The following is a 12,714-nucleotide window of genomic DNA, read 5'->3' as shown; positions in this document are numbered from 1 at the left end:
GCCTGCGCTATAATGAAAAACTTTTTCAAAAAAATATCAATGCGGCGGGGGCGGTGCTATCGTCCGCGTATTGGAGGAGAGCGCCGCCGATGTTCGCACAGAATCCCGTCTTCATTCCCGGCCCGACCAATATGCCGGAAGTGCTTCGTCGCGCGGCCGACATGCCGACGCTGGATCATCGCTCGCCGCTGTTCGCGCAGATCCTCCACCCGGCGCTCGCCGGCGTGAAGACGGTGCTGAAGAGCCAGGACGCCGAAGTGTTCGTCTTCCCGTCGACGGCGACCGGCGGGTGGGAGACCGCGCTCTCCAACACGCTCAGCGCCGGCGACGCTGTGCTGGCCGCCCGCCACGGCATGTTCAGCCATCGCTGGATCGACATGACCCGCCGCCACGGCCTCGATGTCCGTGTGATCGAGGCCCCCTGGGGGGAGGGTCTTCCGGCGGACCGCTTCGCCGAGGCCCTCGCGGCCGACACGGCGCACCGCATCCGGGCCGTGCTCGTCACGCACAACGAGACGGCGACCGGCGTCCGCTCGGACGTCGCCGCCGTGCGGCGCGCCCTCGATGCCAGCGGCCACCCGGCCCTGCTGCTGGTCGACGGCGTCAGCTCGATCGCCTCCATGGATTTCCGCATGGATGAGTGGGGCGTCGATGTCGCCGTCACCGGCTCGCAGAAGGGCTTCATGCTGCCCGCGGGCCTCGCCATCGTGGCCTTCTCGCCGAGGGCCATGGCCGCCACCGCGACGGCCACGCTGCCGCGGACCTATTTCGACGTCCGCGACATGGCGAAGGGCTACCCGAACGGCGCCTACCCCTACACGCCGGCGGTCGGCCTCCTGAACGGCCTGAAGCTGTCGACGGAACTGCTCCTGGCCGAGGGGCTCGACAACGTCTTCGCCCGGCACCGCCGCATCGCCGACGGCATCCGCGCCGCCGTCGCCGCCTGGGGCTTGGAGCTGTGCGCCGCGCGCCCGGACCTCTACTCGGACACGGTGAGCGCGATCCGCACCCCGGAGGGCTTCGACGCCACGCGGATCGTCACCCACGCGGCGCGCCACTACGACGTCGCCTTCGGGGTGGGGCTCGGCGAAGTGGCCGGGAAGGTCTTCCGCATCGGCCATCTCGGCAGCCTGACGGACGTGATGGCGCTGTCGGGGATCGCCGCGGCCGAGATGGCGATGGCTGATCTCGGCCTGCGCATCGAGCTGGGATCGGGGGTCGCGGCCGCGCAGGCGGTGTACCGCCGCGCCCCGGCCGCCGGCCTGCGCGCGGCCGCCTGAGGGGGAGCGCCATGGAAAGCGCCCTGATCACGCCCACCCTCGACGACGTTCTGGCTGCCCACGCGCGCATCCGGCCGCACATCCACGAGACACCGGTCCTGACCTCGCGGCTCCTCGACGAGGCGGCCTGCGCGCAGCTGTTCTTCAAGTGCGAGAACCTGCAGAAGGCCGGCGCCTTCAAGGCGCGGGGTGCCTCCAACGCCGTCTTCAGCCTCACGGACGCGCAGGCCGCCCGGGGCGTGGCGACCCACTCGTCGGGCAACCACGGCACCTGCCTGTCCTACGCGGCGGGCCGGCGCGGCATCCCCTGCACGGTGGTGATGCCGCGCACCGCGCCCCAGGCGAAGAAGGACGCCGTGCGCGGCTACGGCGGCCGGGTGGTGGAGTGCGAGCCGTCCACCTCCTCCCGCGAGGCCGTCTTCGCCGAGGTCGTCGCCGAGACCGGCGCGGAGTTCGTGCACCCCTACAACGATCCCCGGGTCATCGCCGGGCAGGCGACCTGCGCCCGCGAGCTGATCGCGCAGGTCCCCGATCTCGACGCGGTGATCGCCCCGATCGGCGGCGGCGGCATGGTGTCGGGCACCTGCCTGACCCTGGCCGGGCTCGCCCCGCACATCGCCGTCTACGCGGCCGAGCCCGAGCAGGCGGACGACGCCCATCGCAGCCTGAAGGCCGGGCGGATCATCGCGGACGACGCGCCGGTGACGGTCGCCGACGGGCTGAAGGTGCCGCTGAAGGACCTCACGTGGCACTTCGTCCGCCACCACGTCGCCGACATCCTCACGGTCTCCGAGGCCGAGATCGTCGCGGCGATGCAGCTGATCTGGAAGCGGCTGAAGATCGTCACGGAGCCGTCGAGCGCCGTCGCCCTGGCGGCGGTGCTCAAGAACCGCCCCGTCTTCGCGAACAAGCGGGTGGGCGTGATCATCACGGGCGGGAACGTCGACCTCGACGCGCTGCCCTGGCAATAATGGGAGGCTTACAATGCAGCTGAACGCCCGGCACATGAACGCCCGGACGGCCGATCTCGAAGTCGGCTTCGACGTCCCGGCGCTGCCCGGCATGCGCGAGGACGAGATCCAGACGCCCTGCCTGATCCTCGATCTCGACGCGCTGGAAGGCAACATCCGCAAGATGGGCGACTACGCCAGGGCGCACGGGATGCGCCACCGCGCCCACGGCAAGATGCACAAGTCCGTGGACATCCTGAAGCTCCAGCAGAGCCTCGGCGGCGCCTGCGGCGTCTGCTGCCAGAAGGTCTCGGAGGCGGAGGTCTTCGCCCGCGCGGGCATCACCGACATCCTCGTCTCGAACCAGGTGCGCGACCCGGGCAAGATCGATCGGCTGGCGCGGCTGCCGCGCCACGGCGCCCGCATCATCGTCTGCCTCGACGACGTGGCGAACGTCGCCGAACTCTCGGCGGCGGCGCAGAGGCACGGCACGCAGGTCGACTGCTTCGTCGAGATCGATTGCGGCGCCGGCCGCTGCGGCGTGCGGACGACGCCCGAGGTGGTGGCGATCGCCCAGGCCGTCCAAGCCGCGCCGAACCTGCGCTTCGCGGGGCTCCAGGCCTACCAGGGCGCCATGCAGCACATCGACGGCTACGAGGAACGGCGCGCCAAGCTCGACGCGGCCATCGCCCAGGTGCGCGACGCCGTCGCGGCGCTGAACCGGGTGGGACTCGAGCCGGAACTCGTCAGCGGCGGCGGCACCGGCAGCTACTATTTCGAGGCCGGATCCGGCGTCTACAACGAGCTGCAATGCGGCAGCTACGCGTTCATGGACGCCGATTACGGGCGCATCCGCGACCGGGACGGCAACCGCATCGACGCGGGCGAGTGGCAGAACGCCCTGTTCATCCTCACCAGCGTGATGAGCCACGCCAAGGCCGACAAGGCGATCTGCGACGCGGGCCTGAAGGTCCAGTCGGTCGATTCCGGCCTGCCCTTCGTCTTCGGCCGCGACGACGTGACGTACATCAAGTGCTCGGACGAGCACGGGGTGATCGAGGATCCCGAAGGCAGGCTGAAGGTCAACGACCGTCTGCGCCTCGTCCCCGGCCACTGCGATCCGACCTGCAACGTCCACGACTGGTACGTCGGCGTGCGCAACGGCCGGGTCGAGACGCTCTGGCCGGTCTCGGCCCGCGGCAAGGCCTACTGACTCGCGCTGCACACACTCCGTCGCTGCGGGCGCAGCGCGGCGATCCGGGGACGCGCCGCGCCTGAAAAGGGCCCGCTGCCCTGGGGCGCCTGGCTCCGCCCGCGATGACGGAGGCGATACGACGGCTCACGAACCGAGGAGACATCCGCGATGATCATCGTTCCCGAGCACGCGATCGACGGGCTGCTGACCGAGGCGGAGTGCTTCGGCGCCGTCGAGCAGGTCTTCGCCTCCATGGCGCGGCGGCGGGCCGGGAACTTCCCGGTCGTCCGGGAAGCCATCGGCCACGCCGACGCGCTCTACGGCTTCAAGTCCGGCTTCGACCGGGACAGCCTCGCGCTCGGGCTCAAGGCCGGCGGCTTCTGGCCCGGCAACGCCGCGAAGGGCCTGACCAACCACCAGTCGACGGTGTTCCTGTTCGACGCCGATACCGGGCGCTGCCGGGCCGTGGTGGGGGGCAACCTCCTCACGGCGCTCCGCACCGCCGCGGCCTGCGCCATCTCCATCCGGCACCTCGCTCGCGAGGGCGCGCGCGTGCTCGGCATGATCGGCGCGGGCCACCAGTCGGCGTTCCAGCTGCGCGCGGCGCTGGTGCAGCGGCCGTTCGAGCGGGTCCTCGCGTGGAACCTGCATCCCGGCATGTTCGGCCGGATGGAGGCGGTGGCGCGGGAGCGCGGCGTGCCGTTCGAGGTGGTGGACCTCGACCGCCTCGGCGCCGAGGCCGACGTCGTCGTGACGATCACGTCCTCCTTCGCGCCGATCCTGAAGGCCGCGCAGGTCCGGCCGGGCACGCACGTCGCCTGCATGGGGACGGACACGCGCGGCAAGCAGGAGGTGGAGGCCGAACTGCTCGCCGCCGCGACGGTGTTCACCGACGAGGTCGCGCAGTCGGTCAGCCTCGGCGAGGCGCAGCACGCCGTCGCGCGGGGGCTCCTCGCCGCGGATTTCATCGTGGAGATCGGCGCGGTGATCAACGGCGATCATCCGGGCCGCGTGTCGGACGCCGAGATCACGGTCTTCGACGGAACCGGGGTCGGACTGCAGGACCTCGCGGTCGCCGCGGTGGCCGTCGACCGTGCTCTGGCGAAGGGGCTGGCGACCGAGGTGGGTTTCTGACCGGCTCGACGGGCGCCGCCCACGGGTGAGGGGCCCGGTTCTGTCTCCGCTCTGCGGATGGCGATGATCATATCTCCAGCGGATCGCGACGCTGATGCGGGAGCGCGACGCCCCCCCCGTGCGCTAGTGGGGACCCGCGCCCGATCGTGAAGTCGCGCTGCCGAACCCGATGTCTGGATCCGCGAGTCCCTGTGCGGGGGAGGGGCGCGGCCTACGCCTCGTCTCGCACCAGGGCCGCCGCGAGGGCGTTGTGGCGGGCGGCCAGCGCCTTCGTGTCGAGGGTGGTCAGGCGGCCCTCGCGGACCACGATCTTCCCGTTGATGACGCTCCAGGCTACCGTCTGCGGCGCGCAGAAGGTGAGGGCGGCGACGGGGTCGTGCAGCGCCCCCGCCATGCCGAGACCCCGCAGGTCGAAGGCGACGATGTCGGCCGCCATGCCGGGGGCCAGCGCGCCGATATCGTCCCGGTTCAGCACCTTCGCGCCGCCGAGCGTCGCGATCTCCAGCGCCTCGCGAGCCGTCATGGCCGCCGGTCCGGAGCCGACGCGGGCGAGCAGCATGGCCTGCCTCGCCTCGCCCAGCATGTGCGACCCGTCGTTGGAGGCCGAGCCGTCGACGCCGAGCCCGACCGGAACGCCCTCGCACCGCATCTGCCGGATGGGCGCGATGCCCGAGGCCAGGCGCATGTTGGAGCACGGGCAGTGCGCCACCCCGGTCCCGGTCCGGCCGAACAGCGCGATGCCGGCGCGGTCGAGCTTGACGCAGTGGGCGTGCCACACGTCGGGGCCCGTCCAGCCCAGGTCGGCGGCGTACGCCGCCGGCGTCATTCCGAATTTTTCCAGGCTGTAGCGGACGTCGTCGTCGTTCTCAGCGAGGTGGGTGTGGAGCGAGACGCCGTAGTGCCGGGCCAGTTCGGCCGCGTCGCGCATCAGGCCGCGGCTCACCGAGAACGGTGAGCAGGGCGCCACCACGATCCGGCGCATGGCGAAGCGCTCCGGATCGTGCCAGCGCTCGATCAGACGGCGCGTGTCGGCGAGGATCGCCGCCTCGTCCTCGACCACCGAGTCCGGCGGCAGACCGCCCGCGCTCTCCCCGACGCTCATCGCGCCGCGGGCGGCGTGGAAGCGCATGCCGATCTCCTCGGCGCCCTCGATGGAATCGTCGAGCCGGCAGCCGTTCGGGTAGATGTAGAGGTGGTCGCTCGACGTGGTGCAGCCCGAGAGGATCAGCTCCGCCATCGCGGTCTGCGTCGAGACGCGGACCATCTCCGGCGTGAGCCGGGCCCAGATCGGGTAGAGCGCCTTCAGCCAGCCGAACAGCTCGGCGTCCTGCGCGGCCGGCACCGCGCGGGTGAGCGTCTGGTACATGTGGTGGTGGGTGTTCACGAGGCCCGGCAGCACTGCGTGGCCGCGCATGTCGAGGACGGTATCGGCCCGCTGCGGCACCTCGGCGGCGGGGCCGACGGCGACGATGCGGTTGCCCTCCACGTAGACCGCGCCGCCGGGGATCTCCCGGCGCTGCGCGTCCATCGTCACCAGGATGTCGGCGTTCGTCAGCAGCAGGGAGGTCATCGCGTCTCTCCGGGTGCGCCCTGGAGGCCGCGCCGGATGGGCCGCGCCGCCTCCCCACGGCCAGATGCCGCCCTATGGCAGCAGGAACGCCGTGCCGGGCGCACCGTCTCGGGGCCGTCAGCGGGCCGCAGCATACGGCAGCAGCCACCGGCCACCTTGGCGATTTTTCGCAAACTGCTTCCGAAATCCCGGCATGGCATTCGCGGCCAGCCATGCAAGGTTTGAGAGCCAGCCAAGTCGGCAGCGCATGACCCCGGAGCGGCCGCCGAGAGCCCGCTCCCCCGCGCCCGGGCGTGCCGCCACGGCCCGCCCTGCGACTGGCCCCACACCCGCTCCTGGCGGCCCGGACCCGGAAGAGGTCCGGCCACCGCTGCCGGGTCCCTGACGACACCATCGCGGGACGACGCCTCGACAGGTCCCGGCTGGCGGAGGACACGCCCATGACGTCTCACGACAGGACAACGCGCGAGGTGGACGCGGTCGACGCGATCCCGCCGCTTCCCAAGCTCCTCGCCTACGGCATGCAGCACGTGCTCGTGATGAGCGCGGGGGCGGTGGCGCCGCCGCTCATCCTCGGCGCGGCGATGAACCTGCCGACCGAGACGGTCGCCTACCTCATCAACTGCGACCTGCTGGTGACGGGCATCGCGATCCTGATCCAGTCCCTCGGCCTGGGGATCTTCGGCATCCGCCTGCCGGTCATCATGGGCGTCAGCTTCGCGGCGGTCGGCCCGATGGTGGCGATGGCGCAGGACCCGACCATCGGCCTGCCGGGCATCTTCGGCGCGACCATCGGGGCGGGGGTGTTCGGGCTGCTGCTCCGGCCGTTCTTCTCCAAGCTGGCGAGCTTCTTCCCGCCGCTGGTCACCGGCACGGTCATCCTGATCATCGGCGTCACGCTGCTGCCGGTCGGGATCAACTGGGCGGGCGGCGGCTTCGGGGCCGCCGATTTCGGCGCCCCGGTCCATCTCGGCGTCGCCGCCTTCGTCCTGGCGGTGATCCTGGTGGTCAGCCGCTTCGCCACCGGCTTCGTCGCCAACGTCGCCGTGCTGATCGGCCTCGTCGCGGGCCTGTGCCTCGCCTGGCCGCTCGGCCTGTTCCGCCTCGACGGGCTGGCCGAGCGCCCGCTCATCGCCCTCGTCACGCCGTTCCACTTCGGCTGGCCGACCTTCCACCTGACGGCCGTGGCGGCGATGTGCATCGTCATGATGGTCACGCTGGTCGAGTCGACCGGCATGTTCCTGGCGGTGGGCGACATCGTCGGGCGCCCGGTGGACAAGCGGACCCTGACCCGCGGCCTGATGGCCGACTCGCTCTCGACGCTGATCGCGGGCTGCCTCAACACCTTCCCGCACACCTCGTTCTCGCAGAACGTCGGCCTCGTGAACATGACGCGGGTGCGCAGCCGCTACGTCACGGTCGCGGCGGGCTTCATCATCCTGGGCGTCAGCCTCCTGCCCAAGGTCGCCTTCGCGGTGGCGTCGATCCCGCCGGCCGTGCTCGGCGGCGCCGGCATCGTCATCTTCGGCATGGTCGCGGCGGCGGGGCTCAAGATCGTGAGCGGCGCCGATCTCGGGGACCGCCGCAACCAGATCGTCGTCGCGGTCAGCATCGGCCTGAGCCTCATCCCGATGGCGGCGCCGAAGCTCTTCGCCGCCACGGCGCCGGACTGGGCCGGGCCGATCCTGCACAGCGGGATCACCCTCGGCGCCATCGGCGCGATCGTCCTGAACCTGCTGCTGAACTCGGACCGTCTCGGTGCCGGGGCCGAGCACCGCGCCGCCGACGCGGAGCCCGACTTCGCGCACGCGGCCGTCCTGGACCGGGCCTGAAGGGGAGACGTCATGTCGACCGAGACCATCGGGGCGCTCTCGCGGCGCCACTTCCTGAAGGCCGGCGCGGCGGCGAGCGTCGCCGTGAAGGTCTCCTTCCTGGCGCCCCCGGCCCGGGCGCGGCTCGCCGAGACCGGCCTGTCCGCCGGCTCCCCGTGGACCGCGCCGGGTCGGCCCCGCTACCGCCTCGACGCCGTCGCCAAGGTCACGGGCGCCAAGACCTTCTCCCGCGACTACCGGGCCCGCGACCTCGCCGGCTGGCCCGACGGCCAAGCCCACGCCTTCCTCGTCGCCGCGACCCGCGCCGACCGCCGCTTCACCGGCCTCGACCTGTCGCGGCTCCCGGCCTCCCTGCGGCCGGACCGGATCGTCCGGCACGATGACCTGGTGGCGGACGGGGTCTCGGTCCCGCACGCCGACTTCTTCGGCGACTGGTTCCTCGTGCCCCAGGGCGAGACGCCGCGGCTGCTGGGGCAGCCGGTGGCGATCCTGATCTACGACGACTTCCCGCGCTTCGCCGCGGCCAAGCGCGCCCTGCGCTTCGCCGACGACGTCGTGCGGTACGGCGCGGAGACCGGTCCCAGGCCGCCAGCCCATTACGGCGCCTCGCGCTGGGTGCGGATCGAGGGCGACGCGCCGGACGCGCCCGACCGGTTCTCGCCGTTCGAGCAGTCCCCGATCTTCGCCGGCTTCTCCGGCGACGAGCCCGCTTGGCCGGAAGCCGGCGACGACGGTCCCGTCGCCCGGGGCATGGCGGCGGCGGCCGCCATCGCGGCCGAGATCGACGGCGCCGGCGCGGACGCCCTGGTGATGCGGCGGACCTACCGGTCGCACTCGACGGACGCCTCGGCCATGGAGGCCGACAACGGCAACGTCTGGTACGATCCGGCCACCGGCACGCTGCGCCTGATGATGGCGACGCAGTCGCCCTACGACGTCGCCGAGGCCGCCGCCGCGCTGGTCTCGAAGTCCCGGTTCCCGCTCAGGGAGGTCGATCTCAAGGTCGGCTACACGGTCGGGTACGGGACGAAGGACCACCACATCTTCCCGTTCCTCTGCGTCGTGGCCGCGCTCTACGCGGGCGGGCGGCCGGTGCGCCTCGCCAACGACCGGTTCGAGCAGTTCCAGAACGGGCTGAAGCGCCACGCCTTCCGGATGGACACCGTCCTGCTGGTGGACCGGGCCAGCGGCCGGTTCCGGGCCATGACCGGGCGCTTCGCCTGCGACGGCGGCGGGCGCCCCAACTACTCCGTCGCGGTCTCCTTCGTCGGCGCCACCGCGGCGCAGTCGATCTACTACCTGCCGAAGAGCGACTTCCAGGCGATCGCCCTGGCCTCGCGGGCCGTGGAGGCCGGATCGACCCGGGGCTTCGGCACGCTCCAGACCATGTCGGCCACCGAGATGATGGTCGACGAGGCGGCGGCGCTCCTGGACATCGACGCGATCGACCTGCGCCTGCGCAACGTGCTCCGCTCGGGCCAGCGCAACAGCCAGGGCGCGGTCCCGGCCGGGGCGCTGCGCAACGCGGAGATCCTGACGAAGGCCGCCGCGCACCCGCTCTGGCGGGACCGGGCGGCGCGCAAGGCCGCCTACGAGGCCGCCCATCCCGGCCGCCGCTACGGCGTCGGCTTCGCGCAGGTGCACAAGGATTACGGCACGGGCGCCGAGGCGGCGGTCGCGTCGCTGGAGCTCGACCCGCGGGGCCGCCTGAGCCTGCGCCACGTCGCCCACGAGATGGGCCCGGGCGTCACCACCTCGCAGGCGGTCATGGTGGCCGAGATCCTCGGCCGGGTCCCCGGCGAGACCGCGTTCGGCGTGGTGCGCTGGCCCGAGATGCCCCTCGAGACCTCCGACCAGCCCTACACGACGTCCCAGGAGGAGGAGGACCGCCGGGCGCAGAACCCCCGCTGGACGCCGCGCTTCGCCTCGCCGATGAGCGCGACCAACTCCGCCTACTACCTCGGCCACGCCACCCGGACGGCCGCGCGGTTCCTCGTCGACCACGCCGTCTGGCCCGCCGCCCGCGCGCTCTGGGCGCGGGGCGGCGGCGGCGGGGCGCTGGCCTCCTACCACGTGGTCGCCCGCGACGAGCTGCGGCTGGTGGACGGGCAAGTGCTGGGCGGCGGCCTGCCGCCGCTGTCCCTGGAGGCGGTGGCCGCCGAGGCGCACCGGCTCGGGCTGCCGGTGGGCGTGACCCTCCACACCTTCAACCGCTGGCAATGGGCCGAGGCCGAGTTCGACCTGCCCGCAACGGGCCGGACGCGCCTGCCGATCGACGCCCTGGCGGTGCGCTACGGCGCCGGGGCCCCGCCCGAGCGCCGCGCCCTGATGGCGGATGCGGGCTGGCACTTCGTGCCCCGGGCGGCGGTCTTCTACCCGCCGACCCAGCGCAACAATGTCGGCACGACCTACTACGCGCCGATGGCCACCCTGGCGGAGGTCGCGGTCGACACCGCCAGCGGCGACGTGACGATCCTGTCCCACCACTCGATCCTCGAGTGCGGCCGCCAGATCGTGCCCGCGCTGGTCTCCGGCCAGGTGCAGGGCGGCCTCGCCATGGGGATCGGCCACGCCCTCAAGGAGGTGCTGCCCCTCTACGAGGACGGCCCCGGCGACGGCACGTGGAACTGGAACCGCTACGAGCTCCCCCGCGCCCGCGACGTGGCCCCGTGGAACCAGACGGTGGAGATCCTGCCGCCGCTCTCCGAGACCGACCCGCCCAAGGGCATCGCCGAGGTCGTGATGATCGCCGTCGTCCCGGCGCTGGCCAACGCCGTCGCGCACGCGATCGGCCACCGCTTCCACGAACTCCCCATCCGGCCCGAGCGCATCCGCGAGGCACTGGCATGAGCGCCGCCATCGAGATCAAGGACCTCTCGCTCCGCGTGAACGGCGCGGCGGTCGGTCCGATCCCCGTCCCCGTCGGCACGAGCCTGCTCGACGTCCTGCACGAGTGGCTGGGCCTCACCGGCAGCCGCATGGGCTGCGGGCAGGGCATCTGCCACGCCTGCACGGTGATGCTGGAGGAGGCGGCCGGCCCGCGGGAGATGCGCGCCTGCATCACCGGCGCCCACTGGTTCGAGGGACGGAGCATCCGCACCGTCGAGGGCCATGCCCGCACCGCGCCGGACGGCACCGTCGTGCTCTCGCCGGTCCAGCAGGCCTTCATCGAGAATTTCGCCTTCCAGTGCGGCTACTGCACGCCGGGCTTCGTCACCGGGGCGAGCGTGCTCATCGAGCGCCTGCGCCGCGAGCCGATCCGCCGCGACGAGGTCGAGCGGGTCGTCACCGAGGCCCTCGACCGCCACATCTGCCGCTGCACCGGCTACGTCCGCTACCATCAGGCGGTGCGCGACCTCGTGCTGGCGACCCCCGGTCTGGTGACCGCCTGAGGCGCGCCGTGCGGATCCCGTCCCTCCTCACCACCCCCGCACGGCGCGTCGGCGCCGGGCTCGCCGCCGCCCTCGCGGTCGCCGTCTCGGCGGCCGGCCTCGTCGCCTCCGGCGCCCTGGAGCGCAGCGTCGTCGCGCGCGACGTCGAGACCCCGCTGAGCGCGGAGGCCCTGCGCGGCCTCGCCCCCCGCGGCGCCAAGGTCGCCGCCGCGGCCGACTGCTTCGCCTGCCACACCGCCCGGGGCGGCGCGCCCTGGGCGGGGGGCCTTCCGCTAGAGACGCCCTTCGGCACGATCCACGCCACCAACATCTCGCCGAGCCCGCAGGGCATCGGCGGCTGGAGCCGCGCCGACTTCCACCGGGCCCTGCGCGACGGGATCGCGCCGGGCGGCCGCCACCTCTACCCGGCGATGCCCTACACGTCGTACCGCGGCCTGACGCCGGAGGATGTCGACGGGCTCTACGCCTACCTGATGACCCGCGCGCCGGTCGCGATCGAGAACAGGACCAACACCCTCGCCTTCCCGTTCGACCAGCGCTGGACCCTGGCGGCCTGGAACCTCCTGAGCCTGCCGGCCACGGTCGCCGCGCCCGATCCGGGCCGCTCTCCCCTGTGGAACCGGGGCCGCTACGTCGCCGACGCCCTCGGCCATTGCGGCGAGTGCCACACGCCGCGCAATGCGATCCAGGCCCTGCGCGCCGACGCCGCCTATCGGGGCGCCACGATCGAGGGCGTGGAGGCGCCCGACATCACCCCCGCGGGCCTCGCGCGGATGGGCTTCACCCCGCACGGGCTCGTCGGGTTCATGCGCAGCGGCCTCTCGGCCCAGGGCGGCGCGACGCACCAGATGTTCGACGTCGTGCATTTCTCGACGCAGCACATGGGCGAGGCCGACCTTACGGCGCTCTCCGCCTACCTGTTCGACCGCGACGCCCTGCCGGCCGAGCCCGAGACGCCCGTCGCCGCCACCCCCGCGCCGATCCCCGCGGCGGTCGCGGCCCGCGGACGGGCCAGCTACGCCGGCCTCTGCGCCGGCTGCCACGGCGGGGCGGGGGAGGGGATTCCCCACGTCTCGGTGCCGCTGCGGACGAACGCCGCGATGCGGGTCGCGGGCGCGGGCGGCCTCCTGCGGGCGATCCTCGCTGGGCTCCCGGCGCAGCGCTTCCCGGGCAACGAGCGCATGGAGGCCATGCCGCCCTTCGCCGCCCTGATCGACGACGCGGCGCTCGCCGACCTCGCGACCTGGATGCGGGCCGAGTGGGGCGGGCAGGGTCAGGCGGTCACGCCGAACGAGGTCGCGCGCCAGCGCGCGGGTTTGCGGGCCGACGCTTCGAACTGAAGGCGGCCGGGAGGAGGGGGT

The 12,714-nt window shown here is 72.9% G+C and carries 9 protein-coding genes; 8 read left to right on the top strand and 1 reads right to left on the bottom strand.

Going from position 1 to position 12,714, the window contains the following annotated elements; translation table 11 throughout:
* The first annotated feature begins 89 nt into the window (after positions 1-89).
* The 4 genes from bhcA to bhcD all read left to right on the top strand — a co-directional run bounded on the left by bhcA (position 90) and on the right by bhcD (position 4,559).
* A complete protein-coding gene (bhcA, locus tag J3A75_RS34965) occupies positions 90-1,280 on the top strand; it encodes an L-aspartate--glyoxylate aminotransferase BhcA (protein ID WP_029357831.1) in 1,191 nt (396 codons plus the stop codon).
* 11 nt (positions 1,281-1,291) lie between these two features.
* Positions 1,292-2,251, top strand: a complete 960-nt coding sequence (gene bhcB / locus J3A75_RS34960) for a beta-hydroxyaspartate dehydratase BhcB (RefSeq protein ID WP_029357832.1) — start codon at positions 1,292-1,294, stop codon at positions 2,249-2,251.
* A gap of 34 nt (positions 2,252-2,285) precedes the next feature.
* The gene (gene bhcC / locus J3A75_RS34955; protein WP_058621109.1) at positions 2,286-3,443 is read left to right on the top strand and encodes a 3-hydroxy-D-aspartate aldolase BhcC; all 1,158 of its coding nucleotides are present in this window, start codon (positions 2,286-2,288) and stop codon (positions 3,441-3,443) included.
* 150 nt (positions 3,444-3,593) lie between these two features.
* Positions 3,594-4,559, top strand: coding sequence for an iminosuccinate reductase BhcD (gene bhcD / locus J3A75_RS34950; protein ID WP_209651291.1), 966 nt, complete (start codon positions 3,594-3,596; stop codon positions 4,557-4,559).
* Between the two features lie 211 nt (positions 4,560-4,770).
* On the opposite strand, the gene J3A75_RS34945 is transcribed toward bhcD, so the two are convergent.
* Positions 4,771-6,129 carry an 8-oxoguanine deaminase gene (locus J3A75_RS34945; protein ID WP_058607729.1) on the bottom strand — a complete coding sequence of 453 codons (1,359 nt, stop codon included), beginning with the start codon at positions 6,127-6,129 and terminating at the stop codon, positions 4,771-4,773.
* A gap of 440 nt (positions 6,130-6,569) precedes the next feature.
* Here J3A75_RS34945 and J3A75_RS34940 point away from each other — a divergent pair, with 440 nt between their 5' ends.
* The 4 genes from J3A75_RS34940 to J3A75_RS34925 are packed head-to-tail and all read left to right on the top strand — an operon-like array spanning position 6,570 to position 12,693.
* The gene (locus J3A75_RS34940) at positions 6,570-7,961 is read left to right on the top strand and encodes a nucleobase:cation symporter-2 family protein (RefSeq protein ID WP_012329915.1); all 1,392 of its coding nucleotides are present in this window, start codon (positions 6,570-6,572) and stop codon (positions 7,959-7,961) included.
* A 12-nt stretch (positions 7,962-7,973) separates the two neighbouring features.
* A complete protein-coding gene (locus J3A75_RS34935; protein ID WP_209651290.1) occupies positions 7,974-10,811 on the top strand; it encodes a xanthine dehydrogenase family protein molybdopterin-binding subunit in 2,838 nt (945 codons plus the stop codon).
* Positions 10,808-11,353: a (2Fe-2S)-binding protein gene (locus tag J3A75_RS34930; protein ID WP_012329913.1), complete on the top strand. Its 546-nt coding sequence runs from the start codon at positions 10,808-10,810 to the stop codon at positions 11,351-11,353. Before J3A75_RS34935 ends, J3A75_RS34930 begins: the two co-directional genes overlap by 4 nt.
* Positions 11,354-11,361: 8 nt before the next feature.
* Positions 11,362-12,693: a cytochrome c gene (locus J3A75_RS34925; protein ID WP_209651289.1), complete on the top strand. Its 1,332-nt coding sequence runs from the start codon at positions 11,362-11,364 to the stop codon at positions 12,691-12,693.
* The last annotated feature ends 21 nt before the right edge of the window (positions 12,694-12,714 follow it).

It is taken from the genome of Methylobacterium sp. PvP105 (genome assembly GCF_017876975.1).
In the GTDB taxonomy this organism is placed as follows: domain Bacteria; phylum Pseudomonadota; class Alphaproteobacteria; order Rhizobiales; family Beijerinckiaceae; genus Methylobacterium; species Methylobacterium radiotolerans.
Note: the sequence above shows the minus strand (reverse complement) of the source record. Positions and strands in the feature narration are given on the sequence as shown.

What these genes read in the sequence shown, in the direction of transcription:
- J3A75_RS34930 (WP_012329913.1), top strand. Translation starts at nt 10,808, where the DNA reads ATGAGCGCCGCCATCGAGATCAAGGACCTCTCGCTCCGCGTGAACGGC.
- J3A75_RS34940 (WP_012329915.1), top strand. Translation starts at nt 6,570, where the DNA reads ATGACGTCTCACGACAGGACAACGCGCGAGGTGGACGCGGTCGACGCG.
- J3A75_RS34935 (WP_209651290.1), top strand. Translation starts at nt 7,974, where the DNA reads ATGTCGACCGAGACCATCGGGGCGCTCTCGCGGCGCCACTTCCTGAAG.
- bhcA (WP_029357831.1), top strand. Translation starts at nt 90, where the DNA reads ATGTTCGCACAGAATCCCGTCTTCATTCCCGGCCCGACCAATATGCCG.
- J3A75_RS34945 (WP_058607729.1), bottom strand. Translation starts at nt 6,129, where the DNA reads ATGACCTCCCTGCTGCTGACGAACGCCGACATCCTGGTGACGATGGAC.
- bhcB (WP_029357832.1), top strand. Translation starts at nt 1,292, where the DNA reads ATGGAAAGCGCCCTGATCACGCCCACCCTCGACGACGTTCTGGCTGCC.
- bhcD (WP_209651291.1), top strand. Translation starts at nt 3,594, where the DNA reads ATGATCATCGTTCCCGAGCACGCGATCGACGGGCTGCTGACCGAGGCG.
- bhcC (WP_058621109.1), top strand. Translation starts at nt 2,286, where the DNA reads ATGAACGCCCGGACGGCCGATCTCGAAGTCGGCTTCGACGTCCCGGCG.